Annotated in this window: 19 protein-coding genes; 12 read left to right on the forward strand and 7 right to left on the reverse strand. The window is 57.8% G+C overall.

Annotation, left to right across the window (positions count from 1 at the left end):
• Nucleotides 1-4 precede the first annotated feature (4 nt).
• The 3 genes from ubiV to ubiT are packed head-to-tail and all read right to left on the reverse strand — an operon-like array spanning nucleotide 5 to nucleotide 2514.
• Nucleotides 5-901 carry a ubiquinone anaerobic biosynthesis protein UbiV gene (gene ubiV, locus Q3Y58_RS01450; protein ID WP_319620695.1) on the reverse strand — a complete coding sequence of 299 codons (897 nt, stop codon included), beginning with the start codon at nucleotides 899-901 and terminating at the stop codon, nucleotides 5-7.
• Nucleotides 902-906: 5 nt separating this feature from the next.
• Nucleotides 907-1926, reverse strand: coding sequence for a ubiquinone anaerobic biosynthesis protein UbiU (gene ubiU, locus Q3Y58_RS01455; RefSeq protein ID WP_274218015.1), 1020 nt, complete (start codon nucleotides 1924-1926; stop codon nucleotides 907-909).
• 51 nt (nucleotides 1927-1977) lie between these two features.
• Complete coding sequence (gene ubiT / locus Q3Y58_RS01460; RefSeq protein WP_274218016.1) at nucleotides 1978-2514, reverse strand: ubiquinone anaerobic biosynthesis accessory factor UbiT; 537 nt, start codon at nucleotides 2512-2514, stop codon at nucleotides 1978-1980.
• Between the two features lie 148 nt (nucleotides 2515-2662).
• On the opposite strand from ubiT, the gene Q3Y58_RS01465 reads away from it, so the two are divergent.
• The 5 genes from Q3Y58_RS01465 (at nucleotide 2663) to ggt (ending at nucleotide 7790) form a co-directional block, all read left to right on the forward strand.
• Nucleotides 2663-4180: a UbiD family decarboxylase gene (locus tag Q3Y58_RS01465; RefSeq protein ID WP_319620696.1), complete on the forward strand. Its 1518-nt coding sequence runs from the start codon at nucleotides 2663-2665 to the stop codon at nucleotides 4178-4180.
• A 1-nt stretch (nucleotide 4181) separates the two neighbouring features.
• Nucleotides 4182-4751: a UbiX family flavin prenyltransferase gene (locus tag Q3Y58_RS01470; RefSeq protein WP_319620697.1), complete on the forward strand. Its 570-nt coding sequence runs from the start codon at nucleotides 4182-4184 to the stop codon at nucleotides 4749-4751.
• 128 nt (nucleotides 4752-4879) lie between these two features.
• Nucleotides 4880-5191, forward strand: coding sequence for a hypothetical protein (locus Q3Y58_RS01475; protein ID WP_319620698.1), 312 nt, complete (start codon nucleotides 4880-4882; stop codon nucleotides 5189-5191).
• A gap of 116 nt (nucleotides 5192-5307) precedes the next feature.
• Complete coding sequence (locus Q3Y58_RS01480; protein ID WP_274218020.1) at nucleotides 5308-6000, forward strand: aspartate/glutamate racemase family protein; 693 nt, start codon at nucleotides 5308-5310, stop codon at nucleotides 5998-6000.
• A 29-nt stretch (nucleotides 6001-6029) separates the two neighbouring features.
• Entirely contained in the window at nucleotides 6030-7790 is a 1761-nt protein-coding gene (gene ggt, locus Q3Y58_RS01485; protein WP_413697769.1) for a gamma-glutamyltransferase, read from the forward strand.
• 109 nt (nucleotides 7791-7899) lie between these two features.
• Here ggt and guaD read toward each other — a convergent pair whose 3' ends face one another.
• Nucleotides 7900-9225: a guanine deaminase gene (guaD, locus tag Q3Y58_RS01490; RefSeq protein ID WP_319620699.1), complete on the reverse strand. Its 1326-nt coding sequence runs from the start codon at nucleotides 9223-9225 to the stop codon at nucleotides 7900-7902.
• Nucleotides 9226-9366: 141 nt separating this feature from the next.
• Nucleotides 9367-9888, reverse strand: a complete 522-nt coding sequence (locus tag Q3Y58_RS01495; protein ID WP_274218023.1) for a glycine cleavage system transcriptional repressor — start codon at nucleotides 9886-9888, stop codon at nucleotides 9367-9369.
• 365 nt (nucleotides 9889-10253) lie between these two features.
• On the opposite strand from Q3Y58_RS01495, the gene Q3Y58_RS01500 reads away from it, so the two are divergent.
• Genes Q3Y58_RS01500 through cobM form a run of 7 tightly spaced genes read left to right on the forward strand, consistent with a single transcriptional unit; the run spans nucleotide 10254 to nucleotide 16809 of the window.
• A complete protein-coding gene (locus Q3Y58_RS01500) occupies nucleotides 10254-10490 on the forward strand; it encodes a DUF6732 family protein (RefSeq protein WP_274218024.1) in 237 nt (78 codons plus the stop codon).
• A complete protein-coding gene (locus tag Q3Y58_RS01505) occupies nucleotides 10487-11620 on the forward strand; it encodes a sirohydrochlorin chelatase (protein ID WP_319620700.1) in 1134 nt (377 codons plus the stop codon). The genes Q3Y58_RS01500 and Q3Y58_RS01505 overlap by 4 nt, the downstream gene beginning before the upstream one ends.
• 1 nt (nucleotide 11621) lies before the next feature.
• Nucleotides 11622-12278: a precorrin-8X methylmutase gene (locus Q3Y58_RS01510; protein ID WP_319620702.1), complete on the forward strand. Its 657-nt coding sequence runs from the start codon at nucleotides 11622-11624 to the stop codon at nucleotides 12276-12278.
• Nucleotides 12271-13488 carry a precorrin-6y C5,15-methyltransferase (decarboxylating) subunit CbiE gene (cbiE, locus tag Q3Y58_RS01515; RefSeq protein ID WP_319620703.1) on the forward strand — a complete coding sequence of 406 codons (1218 nt, stop codon included), beginning with the start codon at nucleotides 12271-12273 and terminating at the stop codon, nucleotides 13486-13488. Before Q3Y58_RS01510 ends, cbiE begins: the two co-directional genes overlap by 8 nt.
• Nucleotides 13485-14207 carry a precorrin-2 C(20)-methyltransferase gene (gene cobI, locus Q3Y58_RS01520; protein ID WP_319620704.1) on the forward strand — a complete coding sequence of 241 codons (723 nt, stop codon included), beginning with the start codon at nucleotides 13485-13487 and terminating at the stop codon, nucleotides 14205-14207. The genes cbiE and cobI overlap by 4 nt, the downstream gene beginning before the upstream one ends.
• A complete protein-coding gene (cobJ, locus tag Q3Y58_RS01525) occupies nucleotides 14180-16036 on the forward strand; it encodes a precorrin-3B C(17)-methyltransferase (RefSeq protein WP_319620705.1) in 1857 nt (618 codons plus the stop codon). The genes cobI and cobJ overlap by 28 nt, the downstream gene beginning before the upstream one ends.
• Nucleotides 16033-16809 (forward strand): precorrin-4 C(11)-methyltransferase, encoded by a 777-nt coding sequence (cobM, locus tag Q3Y58_RS01530; RefSeq protein ID WP_319620706.1) that lies wholly within the window; start codon nucleotides 16033-16035, stop codon nucleotides 16807-16809. The genes cobJ and cobM overlap by 4 nt, the downstream gene beginning before the upstream one ends.
• Before the next feature lie 28 nt (nucleotides 16810-16837).
• Here the strand turns inward: cobM and Q3Y58_RS01535 are convergent, their stop codons facing one another.
• On the reverse strand, nucleotides 16838-18178 hold the full coding sequence (locus Q3Y58_RS01535) for a cobyrinate a,c-diamide synthase (protein WP_319620707.1): 1341 nt from the start codon (nucleotides 18176-18178) through the stop codon (nucleotides 16838-16840).
• Between the two features lie 6 nt (nucleotides 18179-18184).
• Nucleotides 18185-19051, reverse strand: coding sequence for a uroporphyrinogen-III C-methyltransferase (cobA, locus tag Q3Y58_RS01540; RefSeq protein WP_319620708.1), 867 nt, complete (start codon nucleotides 19049-19051; stop codon nucleotides 18185-18187).
• Between the last annotated feature and the right edge of the window lie 32 nt (nucleotides 19052-19083).

A 19083-nucleotide genomic window follows, 5' to 3' on the forward strand; every position in this document is an offset into this window, starting at 1 on the left:
CACTTTAATCGACCAGCCACAGGTGACCGGGCTTGCCGGTAAGATAGCCGTTTGCCAGCTGCCCTGGCAGCGGCAATGCGCGCAGACGTGCAGCGCATTCTTCGCCGTCAATCCGCCCTTCAGCCAAGTCGCGGAAGATGTTGATCACGGCCACCATGTCCAGCGAATGCGGGGACAGGCGCAGGCGTTTTACGCCCTTGTCGATCAGTTCATCCTTGGTCAGGGCCGTGGCATGCACGGTGTTGGACAGGGTCTGAATGCCGTTGGCAGCCAAAAAAATCTCGTCATCAAGAGTGGTCACATCCATACCGTCAGGGTCACGGTCGCAGATGAACTGGCAACTGTCCTTGTGCAGCTTGTGGGCGCGGGCGTGGTAGCAACGTCCGGAAACCGCCAGTGGCAATCGGCCAAATGCAAACAGCTCCATATCCAGATCTGGCACAGCCTTGGCGATCGTTTCGATGGACGTCATCGGCAGCTCCACCGGCGGGCAGACGCTTTCCATGCCCATGTTCACCAGTGTTTGTGCAGCGCCTTCATTGTAAACGTTCAGGAATGGCCCCGCTGCAAACGGTTTGCCCTTGCGCTTTGCAACGCCCGCAAAGTCGTTTACTTCAACAAGGCCGTCCCACTCGCACAGTTCCACAATCGACTTGCGATCACGCACGGTGACAGGCAGCGCCAGCGTGGAAACCACAACGGTCTTGCCTGCAGCCTGCAAGCGTTCGATGATTTCCGGAAACACCTTGTCGGAAAACGGCATGCGCTTGCCGCAGATCACTTCACCCACATAAACGCGCTCAATCTGAGCTTCATCCGCTATACGGGCATAAAAGTCGACCAGTTGCTCATTGGGCCAATTGAAGAAGTTGGGGCCGAGGGATAGTTCAACAGTGCTCATGGGTCTTACCGCCAGATTTTCTTGTATGCGCCAGTTGTTTCGCGGCCACCTTCGGTCATGGAGGCCAGCATTGCGGAAACTTCTTCCTCGGAAGTCTTGCCTTCCCGAAGACCGTCCACGGCTGTGCGGAAGGCCTTCACCACTTGAGAGATGTAGGCCTTGCCGCGTTGGCGGCCTTCAATCTTGATGGCAGTCACCCCGGCTTTGTGCAGCTTCGGCAACAAGCTCGCCGCATTCAGGCTCACTGGGTCTTCAAAAAGGTAGCTTGTTTCCCCTTCCGCTTGGAAGCGGCCCTTGCACAAGGTTGGGTAACCGGCCGTCTCGCCTTGTGTAAAGCAGTCGATGGTAAAGCCGCCCAGGCGTGCCGACAGCGTGCCGCCATTTTCTTGATAGTCCACGTCGCCCGGAGGCGAGCACACACCTGTCAGGTTTGGCGATTTGCCCGTCGCATAGGAGGACAGCGAGCAGCGTCCCTCTGTCATCACGCAGAGGCCGCCGAACACGAACACTTCCGTCTCGGTGTCAATTTCCTTGTTGAGGCGCACAATCTCTTCCACGGACATTACACGTGGCAGGACCACACGCTGAACGCCAAAGGTTTCAGCATAAAAATTGACGGACTCAGGCGTCGCTGCAGCTGCCTGTACAGAAAGGTGCAGCCTCAGGTTTGGGTGGTGGGTTGCCGCGTAGTCCAGCACTGCCAGATCCGCAACAATCATGGCGTGCGCGCCAGAAGCGGCCACAGCATCCACTGCGCGGGTCCATAGCTCGGTGTCGCCTGCGCGGGCAAAGGTGTTCACGGCAACCAGCACATTGGCGCCATGGCGGGCAGCGGTTTTAACGCCCGCGTTCAGTTCTTTTTCGGAGAAATTGAGACCGGGAAAATTACGCGCATTGGTCTCATTGCGGAACCCGCAATAGATGCTGTGCGCGCCCGCTTCAGCAGCCGCTTTCAACGCCGCTGGCGTCCCGGCCGGGCATACAAGCTCCAGAAGATGAGAGTCCTGCGTGGTTTCCAATGACATGGATCTGGTCCTTAAATGATGGGGCCCGAGAAAGGTTATGGTTTTCTGTTCTTAGGTGCTTGCCTGTGGTGCGTTCAGGTATGCGCGCATTTTGGCAAAGGTCTTGTCCGCCGTGGCGTCCAGATGCTTTCGCACCTCGCCCTTGAAACCCAACAGTTCTGCGGGGGTCAGGTCTGCTTCTTCCATGGTGTTGCGCAGGGCCAGTACCGCGTCCGTGTCGCCATCGATCACCAGATCGCGCGTAAAGAACACAGCGTCACCGTCATAGGTACCGTCCACCAGTCCCAGCAGAACGATCAGCGGTCCGGAAATGCGTGCCGTGCCTTCAGGCATATCCTTGCGGGGCAGCATTTCCACGCTCGCATGTTCGCCATTTGGAATCAGTCGAAACACATGGGGCAGGTCAATTGGGTTGATAATGAAGTGGGCGTGGCGGTACGCGTCCAGTCGGTCGAAAAGATCCGGGCGCTGATGCGCCAATCTTCTCACCGCACGGGTGAGCACAAATCCCAACGGAGGCGGCGGCACAAATCGCAGCGCGCGTTGCAGGATTGGCGGAAACATGCCGCGTTCAGGCTGAAGTGTCATGAAGAGGGCCTCCTTAAGCCCTCCATCCGTAAAAGCGGTTGTGATTACCTTCATTGATGGAAGTCAAGGACCGGTACGTCATCTGGCATCTATTGAGACTAATAAAAGTCAAAATTGCCGCACAGTTGCCCAGCGGCCCGGATCATGTATGTACAAACGCACCAAGCCCCCCTTCGACACGCTCGGAGCTTTTCTGCGTCACTTTGAAGAACAAGGTCAGGTGTGCACCGTCACCCCCGACGTTTCTTTGAATGTTGAGGCAACCGAAATCCATCGCCGTGTAATCGAGCAGGGCGGGCCCGTGCTCAAGTTCACCAGCCCGGTCGCCGTGAACGGTGCTCGCCCTTCGCTTCCTCTGGTCACCAACGTTTTTGGCACCAAGGAACGCGTCGCCGCCGGGCTCGGATGCATGCCGGAAGACCTCTCGGCGCTGGGCGAGCTGATGGCTTTCCTGCGGTCGCCAAAGCCGCCCAAGGGGCTGCGCGGCATGTGGGATGCTCTGCCCGTTGCAAAGGCTGCCCTTGCTTCACGGCCGAAGAAGGTCGGCCCGTCCCGGCAGCTTCATGATCTGCCGCTGGATCTGGAAGAACTGCCTGTGCAGACCTGCTGGCCGGACGATGCAGGACCGCTGATCACGTGGGGCATCGTCATCACCCGTCCACCGGGAGAGGATGATCCGTCAACCTACAATCTCGGAATCTACCGTGTTCAGGTGATTGATCGAGACAAGGCCATCCTGCGCTGGCTCGCCATGCGCGGCGGCGCGGCCCACCATCGTTTGTGGGCGGAACGCGGCGAACCCATGCCGGTTGCCACAGTCATCGGCGCAGACCCCGCAACAATCCTTGCGGCCGTCTTGCCGACACCTTCCGATGTTACGGAACTCACCATTGCAGGCCTTCTGTCTGGCAAACGCCCCGAGCTGGTGCCCTGCAGCACCATCCCGCTGCACGTTCCGGCCAGCAGTGAAGTTGTGATCGAAGGCTTTGCAGCGGCAACAGAGACAGCCCCTGAAGGTCCGTTTGGCGACCACACCGGCTATTACAATGAATCCGAAGAGTTTCCGCTCTACTCCATCACCAAGATCCGAGCGCGAAAGGACGCAGTTTACATGAGTACCTTCACAGGGCGCGCACCTGATGAACCCGCCGTCCTATCCGAAACCATGAACGATGTGTTCCTGCCCCTTTTGAAGCAACAGCTGCCGGAGGTCGTGGATCTGTGGCTGCCGCCGGAAGCGGCGTCCTATCGCATTGCGGTGCTTAAGATCAAGAAGAGCTACGCCGGTCAGGCCAAGCGGGTGATGATGGGCATGTGGTCCTTGCTGCCACAGTTCACCATGACCAAGATGATCATCACGGTAGATGAGGACATCGACTGCCGGAGCTGGAGCGATGTCATGTGGGCAGTCGCAACGCGCATGGACCCATCCCGCGATCTAACCGTTATTGACCGTACTGCAGTAGACACCCTGGATTTTTCATCGCCGCTCGAAGGATTAGGCGGAAAACTTGGCATTGATGCCACAAAAAAGATTGGCACTGAGACAACGCGTGACTGGGCACAGCGTATCATCATGCCAGAAGAAATGGCCCGGGCGGTGGAGAAACGTTGGGACGAATTGTTCCCAGACGGCCTGCCGGGCGTAAAAAAAGGGAGAGAATAACTTGGCCCGTAGAATTGTAGTGGGGGTCACCGGCGCGTCCGGCGCCGTTTTAGCGCTTGAAACGCTCAAGATCTTAGAGAGCATGGGCGTGGATTCGCGCCTTGTGATCAGTAAAGGCGCAGACCTGACGATCAGGCATGAGCTTGGCGAGGAAGGTGTGGAGCGTCTCAAAGAGCACGCCAGAGCCTCTTATGATGCGGACCAGATGATGGCTCCCATGGCCAGCGGTTCTTCGCCGGGCAATGGCATGATCATCGTGCCGTGTTCCATGCGCACCTTGTCGGCGGTTGCCTATGGCTTGGGGGACAGTCTGCTCACCCGTGCAGCGGACGTAACCCTCAAGGAACGCAGGCCCTTGGTGCTGGTCACCCGTGAAGCCCCGCTTCACCTGGGCCACATTGAAGCCATGGAAAAGGTCACGCGCATGGGCGGCATCATCTGCCCGCCCGTACCGCCGTTCTATTCCATGCCAGAGTCGTTAGAGAGCATGTACACGCAAATTGCCGCCCGCGCGGTGTCGACACTTGGTCTCGACCGGGTGCCCGCGCTCAAAAGCTGGGACGGCGAGTAACCCTAAGAGGAGCTGGGACCATTCAATTCATTTCGAATGGTCCCTCTCAGCACTCGTTAACAGGAGCAGGGTAGATTGGACTGCGTGCCAATTCGCGCCATCAGAAGCGCATCCAAACCGGAGGCCCCATGCTCAAGTCCCTTCTAGCATCCGCAACTTTCTGCACTGCCCTGATCGTTGCCGCATCCGCCAGCCACGCCAACATCACCGTAATGAACCTGCAGCCAAGCATCTGCGAAATTCAGGTGGTTGTTGGCCCCAATGCGCCGGAGGGAACCATCGAGACCCTTGGCCAGATGGATTCTGACGAGCGCCGTACCTTTGAAACCACCAAGCTGTGTGTGCGCCGCACCGTGGGCGAGGACACGTGTGGCGAGTACTCCGAGTGGAAATGCTGTGAGGCCGCCGAAGGCGAAGAGGGCGAGTGCCTCGTGCCGTAAGCGCAGTCTACGGCAACCCATTTTGGTTGGTTTCGACCTTGTATCAGGCTTTTCTGCGGCCCTGTCCTGTGACATGATCTCCGTTCTGTTCAGGAAATCACGTCACAGGCATCCCCATGAAAACGCTTGGTCTTCTGGGTGGCATGAGCTGGGAAAGCACTGTCACCTACTACCAACTGCTCAACCGAATGACACGAGAGCGCCTCGGCGGCCTTCACTCCGCCCGTCTGCTGCTCTGGTCCTTCGACTTTGCCGAAATCGAGGCCCATCAGGCCTCAGGTGATTGGGCCGCGGCCACCGCAATGATGGTGGATGCCGCCAAGCGGCTGGAAGACGGCGGGGCAGAAGGCCTCGTCATTTGCACCAACACTATGCACAAGATGGCCGATGATGTTCAGGCCGCCCTCTCAATTCCCTTGATCCATATTGCAGAGGCAACCGGAGCGGCCTTGTCTGAGGCGGGCTGCAAGCGCCCTTTGCTGTTGGCCACCCGCTACACCATGGAGCAGGCGTTCTATCGTGGGCGTTTGGAAACCCACTTCGATCTGCAGCCCATGGTGCCCGACCAAGCTGGGCGAGATTTGGTCCACACCATCATCTACGAGGAGCTGTGCCGGGGCATTGTCTCTGACGCCTCGCGTCAGGCTTATCTTGGTGTGGTCGCAGAAGCCGAACAACAGGGCGCAGATTCTGTCATTTTTGGCTGTACGGAGGTTGGTCTTCTGCTGTCGCAGCACCACCTCAATCTTCGCGCGTTCGACACCACGGTGCTTCACGCGCAAGCCGCACTCGATTTTGCTTTAAGTTGATACCAAAAGTTCAAGAGGGGGAGAATATTTTGAAGAAACTCATTCTAGCTTTGTCCGTTGCGACGGCGCTTGGTTTTACGGCCACATCTGGCCTCAATGCGCAGCAAGCAGCAGATGCTGTTGCGCCGGAAGCCGCCAGTGGCACCACTGAAAAGCCCTTGGTTCGGGCAGATGAGTTCATGGTCGCAGCTGCCAATCCTTATGCGGTTCAGGCGGGCTATGATGTGCTCGCCGCCGGTGGCAATGCCATTGACGCCATGGTCGCTGTCCAGTTGGTTCTGGGCTTGGTCGAGCCTCAGTCTTCCGGCATCGGCGGCGGCGGTTTTCTGGTCTATTTTGATGGTGAAAACAAACGCCTGACCACTTTTGATGGCCGCGAAACCGCGCCGCGTGCCGCGACCCCGCAGCTCTTCCAAACGGAGGAGGGGGAACCACTTCGTTTTTATGATGCCGTGGTAGGTGGGCGTTCGGTTGGCACGCCGGGCACAGTGCGCCTTCTTTTTGACAGCCACCAGCAATACGGCAAGCTGCCTTGGGCCGATCTTGTTGCGCCAGCCATCAAGCTTGCCACCGAAGGCTTTGAGGTTTCTGCGCGTCTCAACGCATTGATCACCCGCGATCAGGAGCGCTTGAGCCGCTTTGAGGCAACCCGAGATTACTTTCTACCCGGTGGCGCGCCGCTTGAGGTGGGCACATTGTTGAAGAACCCGGAATATGCGCAAACGCTCACCGCAATAGCTGAAGGCGGGGCGGACGCGTTCTATTCCGGCCCAATTGCCGCAGCCATCGTTGAGACTGTCCAGAACGCGGAAGGCAATCCGGGTCTGCTTTCGCTGGAAGACTTGGCAACCTATCAGGTCAAGGAGCGTGCCCCGGTCTGCGCGGAATATCGGGCCTATGAAGTGTGCGGCATGGGGCCACCGTCTTCTGGCGCGCTCACGGTTGGCCAGATCCTTGGAATGGTCAACACCTTCGACTTTTCCAAGCTTGATCCGTCTGATCCAGAGGCGTGGCGCATCATCGGCGATGCGTCTCGTCTCGCGTTCGCCGACCGTGGTCGCTACATGGCCGACAGCGATTTTGTGCCTGTCCCGTCAAAGGGATTGGTGGATCCGGCCTATCTTGCTCAGCGGGCAGAACTGCTGGATCGTGACAGCGCTCTGCCAGACAACGAGGTGATGCCGGGCACGCCAAGTTGGGATCATGCCCTGCTTCTGGCAGATGACGAAAGCATTGAACTTCCTTCCACCACCCACTTTTCCATTGTGGATGGCGAAGGCAACGCTGTTTCCATGACATCTTCTGTCGAGAACGGGTTTGGTTCCCGGCTTATGGCCGGTGGGTTCATCCTCAACAACCAGCTGACGGATTTCTCCTTCCGCACTCATCAGGATGGTTTCCCGATTGCAAACCGGGTTGAGCCGGGCAAGCGGCCACGCTCCTCCATGTCGCCGACCATCGTGATGCACGATGGGGAGCCGTACATGGTCATCGGTTCGCCAGGCGGCAGCCGCATCATCGGCTATGTGGCCAAGACCATCATCGCCCATGTGGACTGGGGCTTGAACGTGCAACAGGCCATAGAGATGCCCCATGCGCTGAACCGCTTTGGCACCTATGACTTTGAGCAAGGCACCGCTGCAGAAGAACTGGCGCCGCAGCTGGAGGCGCTCGGCTTCAAGGTCAATCTGCGTGATCTGAACTCTGGTCTTCATGCCATCGTTTTGACCGAGGACGGATTGCAGGGTGGCGCTGACCCGCGCCGTGAAGGCATTGTGCTCGGCAAGTAAGCGCTGGAACGAGAAAAAAGCGTCGGGGATTGCATCACCCCCGACGCTTTTTTATGCGCAAATCGGATTATTTCGCTGCGCAGCAACCTGCGTCAGCATCCAAAAACCGTCATGACGGTTTTTGGTAGACTTTTTTGCCACCCACGTAGGTTGCTTCAATCGCGCGGTCATCGCCCAGAATCATCTGGATGAACAGCGCTTCCGTCAGGTCGTTGGCATAGCTCATGCGATGCTGGATGAGCGGGGTGGACTGCGGATCCACGATGGTAATGTCCGCCTCAAGGCCCGGCAAAATGTTGCCGATCTTGTCTTCCAGATAGAGCGTTTTGGCTGAACCCACCGTTGCCAGATAGTAGGCCTGAGCCGGGTGCAGGGAGTAGCCGCGCAACTGGGCAATCTCATAGGCCGTGCGCATGGTGGACAGCATGGAGAAGCTGGACCCGCCGCCAACATCCGTTGCAAGGCCAACACGGAATGGCAGCTTGCCAAAGTGGGCTTCTTCAACATCAAAGAGCCCTGAGCCAATGAATGTGTTGGAGGTTGGGCAATGGGCCACTGCCGTGCCGGTCTCGCTGATGATCGCGCGCTCCCGGTCATTCAAATGAATGCCGTGCCCCAGCACGCTGCCTTTGCCCAGCAGGCCGTAGTGCTCATAAACCCCAACATAGTCAGGATGTTCTGGGTAGAGTTCCTTCACCCACGCAATTTCCTTCAGGTTTTCTGAAGTGTGGGTCTGCACCAGTGTGCCCGGATGCTCTTTCCAAAGTACGCCCGCCGCTTCCAGCTGCTCGGGGGTAGAGGTCGGTGCAAACCGCGGCGTGATCGAGTAGAGGGCGCGGCCCTTGCCATGCCAGGTCTCGATCAGTTTTTTGGAATCGTCGTAGCCCTTTTGTGCCGTGTCCCGCAGCGTATCAGGGGCGTGTCGGTCCATCAGCACCTTGCCTGCCACAATCCGCATGTCATAGGCGGACGCGCGTTCAAACAGCGCTTCGGCAGATTCAGGATGCACCGTGCAGTAAACCGATGCACTGGTGATGCCGTTTCTGAAGCTCTCGTTGAGGTAGACCTCTGCGGCGTTCAGGGCATAGTCCTTGTCGTGAAACTTGGATTCAGCCGGGAAGGTGTATTTGTTCAGCCACTCGATAAGCTGTGTGCCGTAGGAAGAAATGACCTCAGACTGCGGATAGTGGGCATGGCAGTCGATGAAGCCGGGCAGGATGAACTTGCCGCGATAGTCTTCGATAACTGCTCCTTCTGGCAGGGCAGAGATCATGTCTTCGGCTTGGCCAACACTATGAATAATGCCGTCAACAATCACCACAAGGCCGTCAGACCAGTCGGTAATCGCGGCCTCGGGGGCCTCGGTAAAGGGATCGCCGCTGAACTGCAAGACATGGCCGCGCAAGGCGCGCACCGTGCTGGGGGAGCCGGTCATGAGATGTCCTTTGTTTTATTGTGCTTAGTGGGCAATACAGTAGCCCACGGGCACATTCAAGCACCAGAGACAACCGCCTCAATTTGCTGCAGAAACAGGTTCAGTCACGACAAATTTTGTGCGCCAAAGCCTGAATTCGGCTCAGGCTGTTGGTTCCAGTGAAATCTCGATCATGAGATCACCGGCAATGTTCTCCAGCGCAGAGGAAAGCTGTCCCGCATCGACGTGGGGCGGCAGGATCACCTCAGCCGTAGCCTTGAACATCAGCTCTCCACTCATGGAGCCGGGCTCCACAATGGATTCCAGCGTCTCAATGTTCACGCCAAGTTCCGCAAACACCGCCGAAACCCGGCTCACCATGCCGGGCTGTTCCTGCCCGATCAGCGAGACCACCGCATGTGTTCCGTCAGGTTTGGTTCCTGCCGTCGCATCGTGAAATGTGATCGTGAGCCCTTGGTCGGCGAGTGACGCAATATCGTCGATCAGCGCCTTTTCTTTGTCGCCAGCCACCGCAACGCGCAGGATGCCGGCAAAGTGTCCTCCCAGCCGCGACAGGGAGCTGTCGATCCAGCTTGCTCCATGATTTGCGATTTTGCCGGATAGCAGGCCCACCAGGCCGGGGCGATCATCAGCGATAATGGTAAGGATCAATTCCTTTGTCATAAATTACCTCCCAGCAGATTGGTGCAGCAGCGCTGCGCAATGCTTTGAATTGTCATGACTATAGCAGCATTCTTGTAAGCTGCTTAAAGAAAACCGGGGGGCAGTATCCTCCCCGGATATGGCAAGAATTGTTCCTTGCCTGCTTAACCAATCTCCACTAGCGTAACCTTTAAAGGACGGCGTCCCGTGATGGACTGAAAGAGAATCTGATTGCGGCCGACCCACCTCGGGGGCCAACGTCAGAGCTGTCTGAGCTGCGTGCGCTGGCCTTGGCGTGCGTTCCCAGATCTTTTTCGAACAATCACTCTGGCGTCTCCATTGGATCAGCGGGCACCTATCCAGCCTTGCCAATTCGGGGAGAAACTATGAGATTTCTTTGTGGTGCCATTCTGGCCTCATGCTTTTCTGCTTCCTCAGCCCTTGCTCACCCCGGACATCTGGGGGAACTTGCGGGCCACAGTCATTGGGTTGGCGTTGGTGCCCTTGTTCTGGCCGGTCTTGTGGCGGCCATTGCAATGAAGACCAAGAAGAAGAAAACCGAGGAACAGCAACAGCCTCAAGACGCTGAAGCCGCCGACGCAGATGTGGCGGAGAAGGCATGATGGCCAAGACCGACGCGAAAATTGGTGTGATGATCTGCGGTCATGGCAGTCGCAATCGCGCCGCTGTGGGCGAGTTTGCTCAGCTGGCCGAGGGGTTGCGCACACGCTTCACTGATTGGCCTGTTGACTATGGCTATCTGGAGTTTGCCAACCCGGTCATTCACAGCGGGCTGGACAATCTGCGTCAGGCAGGCGCCACGCGCATTCTGGCTGTGCCCGGCATGTTGTTTGCTGCTGGTCATGCCAAGAACGACATTCCCTCCGTCTTGAATACCTATCAGGCGCAACACCCTGAAATCACGATCGAATATGGCCGTGAACTCGCCGTGGACACCCGCATGGTCCGTGCCGCAGGGGCGCGTGTTACCGAGGCGCTGGAAACCGCAGAAACCGAAGTTCCGCGCGAAGAAACCCTTTTGGTCGTCGTTGGCCGTGGAGCTTCTGACCCGGATGCCAACTCCAATGTCGCAAAGATCACCCGTCTGTTATGGGAGGGCATGGGCTTTGGTTGGGCGGAAACAGCTTATTCTGGCGTTACGTTCCCGCTGGTGGAGCCTGCTTTGGAGCATGCCGTCAAGCTTGGCTACAAGCGCATCGTCGTGTTCCCGTATTTCCTTTTCAACGGCGTTTTGGTGCAGCGCATCTACAACTACACAGATGAAGTTGCCGCCCGCTATCCGGAGATCGAGTTTCTAAAGGCCGGATACCTGAACGATCATCCGCTGGTCATCGACACCATGCAGGAGCGGGTCATGGAGATTCTTGAAGGCAAGAACACCATGAACTGCCAGCTCTGCAAGTATCGCGAGCAGGTGCTGGGTTTCGAGGCGGAAATCGGCCTGCCTCAGGAAAGCCACCACCACCACGTGGAAGGTCTTGGGGAAGAAGCTGAGTGCAAGCTCTGTGATGAGATCTGCACAGGTGCCTGTGACAGGAAGGGGGCCGACAAGCTAGGCCATGGCCATGGTCACGATCATGCTCACGGGCACGGTCATCATCATCACCATGCACACGATCACGATCACCACCACGGCCATGATCACAGCCACGATCACGGGCATCACCACCACCCTTATCCCCATCGGGACCACCCATTGGGGCCGAAATCCATGTTGAAGGGCCCGCGGTAGCATGGCCGGGTCTGGCAAGCGCACCTATGTGAGCGATCCAACGCAAATATACCGGGATTCTTTCAAAATCGTGCGTCGGGAAACGCAACTGGATCACCTCCCGGAAAGCCTCCACAAAACGGCTATCCGGTTGGTTCATGCCTGTGGCATGCCGGAGATTGTGAAGGATCTGGAGGCCTCACCGGATGTGGCGCAGCGTGCTGCTGCCGCGCTGGCGGCAGGTGCGCCAATTCTCACGGATGTGGAGATGGTGGCTCACGGCGTTATCCGTCGTCATTTACCTAAAGAAAACAAGGTGTTGTGCACCCTGTCCGATCCGCGTGTGCCAGAGCTTGCCGAGCGGATCTGCAACACCCGATCAGCTGCCGCAGTCGAGCTTTGGAAAGACCATCTAGAAGGAGCCGTCGTCGCCATTGGCAATGCGCCGACCGCCTTGTTCCATTTGTTGGATTTGTTGGAGGAGGGATGGCCGAAACCCGCAGTAATCCTCGGGTTTCCCGTTGGCTTCGTGGGGGCAAGTGAGTCCAAACAGGCCTTGATTGAGCAGGAAATGGGACTTCCGTTTTTAACACTCAAAGGCCGAAAAGGGGGCTCGGCCTTGGCAGCCGCAGCTGTAAATGGCTTGGCTGCAGGCCTGCGCGAGGAAGAAGATGGCTGAAGCACTCAGCGCCCCTTGGCTCACCATTATCGGCATTGGTGAAGACGGCGAGGACGGGTTATCCCCTCTCGCAAAGGCTGCATTGCGCCAGGCCGATGTTATTTACGGCGGAGAGCGCCATCACGTGCTGACCCCCTCGGGCATGGGGGAGCGGCGAGTTTGGCCTTCACCATTTTCCAAGAGTTTTGAAGAGCTTGAGGCCTTGCGAGGCCGTTCGGTTGTGGTGCTGGCCTCGGGTGACCCCATGTGGTTTGGCGCGGGGTCCACGCTGCTGCCTCGGTTTGCGCGCGAAGAAGTTATCCTCCTGCCCGGTCTTTCTGCTTTCACACTTGCCGCGGCCCGTATGGGCTGGCCCCTGCAGAAGGTGGAAACCATCAGCTTGCACGGCCGCCCCCTGGATACCCTTCGACTGTTCCTTTATCCGGGCGCAAAAATCTTGGCCCTGACCAGCGACGGCACCACACCGAACAAGATCGCCGACATTCTTGCTGATGAAGGGTATGGCGCTAGCAGATTGATAGTGCTGGAAAATTTGGGATCTTCCGGAGAGCGGGTGATCGGAGGAGAGGCGGAACAGTTCAACATGCAGGTTGCGGATCTGAACACAGTTGCCATTGAAGTCTTGCCGATTGCCAACACACCGCTACGACCGCGCACACCGGGTCTTCCAGATGAGGCGTTCCGTCATGATGGCAAACTGACAAAGCGGGAAGTCCGATCCGTAACCCTTTCAAAACTATGTGTAATTCCGGGACAATTGCTGTGGGATGTGGGTGCGGGCTGCGGCTCTGTCGCCATTGAGTGGTTGCGTGCAGCACACAATGCAAAGGCCATCGCCATCGAGCCGAATGACCAACGTGCCGTCATGATGATGGCAAACGCCGCCAGCTTGGGCGTTCCTCAGCTCGATCTCCGTCAAGTTACTGCGCCAGAAGGACTTTCCGACCTTCCCGACCCAGACGCAATCTTTATTGGCGGTGGCCTCACAGCTCCTGGCATGGTGCAAACCTGCCATGAAAGGCTGAAGTCTGGCGGGCGTTTGGTTGCCAATGCTGTAACCCTGGAAGGGGAGGCCGTGCTCATGGCGTCTTGGCAGAAGTACGGCGGTGACCTGACCCGAATGGCAGTTTCAAGAATAGCGCCGGTTGGTGCTTTCTCAGGCTGGAAGCCAATGATGCAAGTTACACAATGGAGCATGGTGAAGGCATGAGCGGAACCCTTTATGGCGTCGGCCTCGGGCCCGGTGACCCGGAGCTCGTCACCCTGAAAGCCCATCACCTTATCACGCAGGCCCGCGTCATCGCCTACCCGAAAGCGGAGGGCGCGCCCAGCTTCGCACGCGCAATCGCTGAAGCCTACATTGCTGAAAACGCAATGGAAATACCGATTGAAATGCCCATGCGTGCAGATCGCGTTCCAGCTAGGGAGGTCTATGACAGGGCCTCCGCGCAAATCAGCGAGGTGCTTCGCGGGGGCAGTGATGTGGTGGTTTTGTGTGAGGGAGACCCATTCCTGTTTGGCTCCTTCATGTATTTGTATGAACGCCTTAGCGCTGAGTTTCAGGTTGTTGTGGTGCCGGGCGTTTCCTCGGTCACCGCATGCGCAGCCGCTTTGGGACGCCCGCTGTCTGCCCGCAACGACACCCTCACGGTCTTGCCCGCAACGCTTTCGGATGAAGAGTTGGAACAACACCTGCTGAACAGCAGTTCGCTCGCCATCATGAAGGTAGGACGTCATCTGAGCAGAATTAAAGCGTTGCTGGAAAAGAACAATCTGGTCGATCATGCCGGTTATGTAGAACGTGCCAGCCTTGCTGAGCAAAAGGTGATGCCGTTGACAGAACAGGCCGAAGACAATGCACCCTATTTCTCTATGGTGTTGGTTTATAAGGGAGAAGAGGCGTGGATGCTTCCCCGGCAATCGTCCTGATCAATCCGATCGGTCTCAAATGCGCCCAAAAAATTCAGGCGAGTTTGACCGGAGCACAGCTCCATATCCTTGCTGAAAAATGCAGCCCGACCAAGGGGATTGCGAGCATGGAGTTCAGCGATGTGGGCAAGCACCTGCGTACTCTGTTCGCAGCGGGCACTCCCATTATCGGTGTGTGTGCTTCAGGCATTTTAATCCGCTTGCTTGCGCCTGTTTTGGGCCAAAAAGCCGAGGAGCCGCCCGTACTTGCCGTCTCCGAAGATGGTGCCAGCGTTGTTCCGCTTCTTGGCGGCCACAGGGGTGCCAATCGGTTAGCGCGCACAATTGCGGGTCTCACGGGCGGGCATGCCGCCATCACCACCGCTGGTGAAACTGCGCTGGGCGTTGCACTGGATGAACCGCCTCCGGGATGGGAGCTGGCCAACCCACAACATGCCAAGGGCTTCATGGCGAAACTTCTCGCAGGGCAGGCGGTGCGCCTTGAAGGCGAAGCTGACTGGCTGGCGGAAAGCGCGATTGCGTTCAGCAGCAATGCGGATCTCAGCATCATAGTTGGCAGTGCACCGTGCCTAGCGACGCCTCAAACCCTTGTGTATCATAGGAAAACTCATGTGGTGGGGCTTGGAAGTGCCCGCGGTTGCAGCTTTGATGAACTGAAAAAGCTGGTTGATGACACTTTGAAAGAGGCAGAAATCGCTGTCGGAGCCGTTGCCGCCTTTACCAGTCTGGACCTAAAGGCCGACGAACCGGCCATGAACCAGTTGGCCGCCCACTACGGCAAGCCGTTCCGTGTCTTTTCGAAGGAGGAACTGCTGGCTCAGGCAGGGCGTTTGCAAAATCCCTCCGACGTGGTGAGGAATGAAGTGGGGGTGCCGGGTGTTTGCGAAGGGGCCGCACTGTCCGCTGTTGGAACAGAAGGCCGCCTTGTTGTAGCGAAACGCAAGTCTGCCAATGCCACAGTTGCAATCGCCGAAGCCCCTGAAACATTGGATCCAAACAGCTTCGGTCGCGCCCGAGGCCGTCTGCTGGTTGTAGGGATTGGCCCCGGCTGCGAGGAGTGGCGCACGCCGGAAGTCAGCAGGTTCCTGCAAGAAGCCGAAGAAGTAGTGGGCTACAGCCTCTATCTTGACTTGGTCGCATCGCTCATAACCAGCAAAACGCGTCACGCATTTCCGCTTGGTGCAGAAGAAGACCGGGTGCGTTTTGCTCTGGAAAGGGCAGCGACGGGCAAGACAGTTGCGTTGGTATGCTCCGGCGACAGCGGCATCTACGCCATGGGAGCGCTGGTCTACGAACTTCTTGATCGTAAAGAGAAAAATGGCGGTGTCAGTGATGCCGCGCGGCGGGTTGAAGTCACGTCCTCGCCCGGTGTATCTGCCATGGTCGCGCTCAGCAACCGCTGTGGTGCTCCGCTCGGCCATGATTTCTGCGCCATTTCCCTATCGGATTTGCTGACGCCTTGGGAAACCATCGTACAGCGTATCGAAGGGGCCGCACTCGCCGACTTCACAATCGGTTTTTACAATCCGGTGTCAAAGCGGCGTCGAACCCAGCTCGCCTATGCCAAAGATGTTCTGTTGAAGCATCGACCAGCGGATACGCCTGTCGTTTTGGGCGCCAACATTGGCCGCACGGAAGAGAAGATCATCACGACCACCCTCGGAGCACTTGAGGTCGATGACGTCGACATGCTCACAACGGTGCTGGTGGGAAGCAGTCAGACCCGCAGAGGGGGAGATGGTGTGTCCAGAGACTTTGTCTACACGCCACGGGGCTATTCAAAAAAGATTGATGCGGGCAAGCTGCCGAACTCGGAGGATGCAGCGTGACGGTTTACTTTATCGGCGCAGGGCCCGGTGATCCTGATCTCATCACGGTAAAGGGGCTGCGGCTCATCAAGCAATGTCCAGTAAACCTCTATGCCGGGTCTTTGGTGCCAGCGGCAATTGTGGCTGCAGCACCGCCTGATGCGCTGGTGATCGACACAGCGTCACTGACACTGGATGAAATCATTGCGCATATTGTGGAGGCCCATGCGCAAAAAAAAGATGTAGCGCGCGTACATTCCGGAGACCCGTCAATCTATGGCGCGACGGCGGAGCAGATGCGCCGTTTGGATCAGTTGAACATCCCCTATGAAGTCGTGCCCGGCGTTCCGGCATTTGCGGCAGCAGCGGCAGCACTGAAAACCGAGCTCACACTTCCAGAGGTCGCGCAGACGGTGATTGTCACGCGCACCTCCATGAAATCCTCAGGCATGCCTGAGGGGGAGGATCTGGAGACGCTCGGGAGAAGCGGCGCAACCCTTGCGATCCATCTAAGTATCAGGAACATATCGGAAATTCAGCGTACACTGTCCCTGCTTTATGGTGAGGACTGCCCGGTGGTCGTGGCCTATCGCGTGGGCTGGCCAGACGAAACTTTCGTGCGCGGTACACTGGCCACCATCCGGGACCAGGTCCGCAAACAGAAGATTACCCGCACGGCCCTGATCTTCGTCGGCCCGGCTCTAAGCAAGGCGCAGGACTTCAGGGACAGCGCGCTATATGACGCCGAGCATGTGCATGTGCTCCGCCCAAAGCGCAAGGTCGCTGAGGGCTGAGCTGGCTTTATTGCCAGTGGCTTGCCGACTACCAGTCGGCCCCGCGCTCGCTGATCACATGCGCGAAGGACCCCGCAACACGGTTTCTGACAAGCCCGATGTTTCCAAGTGGATGACGCTCAGAGTCGGCAGAAGAAAACAGAGGGGCGGCCTCTCCTTCACGCAAGATAGTGGCATAGTGAAACTCGTGGGCAGACAGATGCGTTTTCCATGGCATCAGCGCATCAGCAGCAGGCAGCAGGTGCAGCCTGCGATAGCCAAGATGCAGCTTGCGTTCAGCAAAACTTGTTTCAAGCGGCAGGAACCCAAGCATGGGATGGCTGATGCCATCAGCACCTGTTACAGCGTCTCCCAGCACCATGTAGCCGCCGCACTCGCCGTAAATCAGGGCATTGCGGTCTTTGGCAGCAGTCATTTTGGCTTTGAACTCAGCCGCTTGCGAAAGTGTCTCCAGATGCAGTTCAGGATAACCGCCGGGCAGGAAAACCGCATCGGCGTTCGCCGCCGGGCCCTCGTTGTTCAAAGGTGAGAATAGCTGTATTTCCGCGCCCAAATCCTGCCAGTCCTGCAACATGTGCGGATAGCTGAAAGCAAAGGCGAGATCATGAGCAACGGCAATGCGCTGCCCCAAGGGCGCAAGCTTGTTTGAAACGCTGGCCTTCTTGTGTTCCTGCTCTGGAATGCAAAGCGGGCGGCCAATGCGTTGAAGAACTGAAAGGTCCATCTGTTCCTCTGCAACGCGGCCCGCTGCAACGAGAAAATCTTCAAGATCAGTCCGTTCCTGCGCCTGAACGAGGCCAAGGTGACGGTCTTCCAGTTTGATTTCCGCATCCCGGTAGACAACACCGAGCACAGGCACGGAGTTGATCTGCAATGCCCGGCGTAACAGCGTTGCATGGCGCGGGGAGCCAACCCGATTAAGTATGACCCCCGCAATTTTCGGAGACTTTCGGAAGGTGCAGAAGCCATGCACGAGCGCTGCAACTGATTGGGCCTGCTTGGCACAGTCGACGACCAGCACCACTGGCAGGCCGAGCTGCGCGGCTAGGTCAGCAGCAGAACCTGTGTCGTCTGCCGCGCCATCAAACAAACCCATCGCAGCTTCAACGATCAGCAGTTCCTTGCCATGGGTGTGTTGAGCAACCAGCGAAGAAATGCGCACCGGCGTCATGCCCCACGCATCCAGATTTATGCACTCTGCACCGGAAGCGGCGCTGTGAAATGCCGGATCGATGTAGTCCGGGCCAGACTTGGCGGAAACAACGGAAACGCCTCGGTCACGAAATGCGCGCAACAGAGCCAGGGTGATGGTCGTCTTGCCTGCGCCGGAGGAGGGGGCAGCGACAACAAAACCGCGAGCGATAGTCATGGGATGCTAAGCCTTCTTGCTTGCCTCAAAAGTGCTGCGAAGTCCCAGAGGGTCTCCACAAAGAATGCGTCCATGGGCTTGACCCAGCCAGTCAAGTCCAGCGCGAAGCCGTACCACGTCACCAATCACCACCAATGCCGGCGGCTTGAGGTCGTGGGCGTCGGCATCTCGCTTGCAGTTAGCAAGGGTCGTCTCCAGAACTTGCTGTGTGTTCAGCGTGGCATTGCTGACCAGGGCCACAGGTTCGTCCGGGTGTCGACCGGCTGCTAGCAACTTCTGAGATATAGCCTGCAAGTGTTTCATCGCCATGTACATCACGATCACCGGAGAGCTTTTTGCAAGCGAGGTCCAGTCAATGGCGTCAGGGGTGAGGCCCGTCTGGTCGTGCCCAGTCAGGAATGTAACGGCTTGGTTCACATCCCGGTGGGTGGTCGGTATGCCAGCATAGGCCAGACCGCCAACACCGGCGGTAATGCCAGGCACAATCCGAAACTGAATGCCCGCCGCTACCAGCGTTAGGGCTTCCTCACCTCCGCGGCCAAACACAAATGGATCTCCGCCTTTAAGGCGCAAAACGCGTTTGCCTGCACGGGCAAGCTCGATCAGTCGCAAGGAAATGTCGCGCTGTTGGGGGGAGGGCTTGCCGCCGCGTTTCCCAGCGTACTCCGCCATCGTTCCCGGTCTTGCGAAGGAGAGAATGCGCTCGTCCACCAATGCGTCATAGACGATGACGTCCGCATGCCTGAGCGCATGGAGCGCCAAAAGCGACAACAGGCCAGGATCACCCGGTCCAGCACCCGTGAGCCAAACAGTGCCGTGCTGAAACTCTGGAAACTCGTAGCTGGGCAGGGGGAGCGGGGTCTCGCTGTTCATGCGTGGAAGATTAGACCTTGCGTCACCTTTAG

Source organism: Nesiotobacter zosterae (genome assembly GCF_033843645.1).
GTDB classification, from domain to species: Bacteria; Pseudomonadota; Alphaproteobacteria; order Rhizobiales; family Stappiaceae; genus Pseudovibrio; species Pseudovibrio zosterae.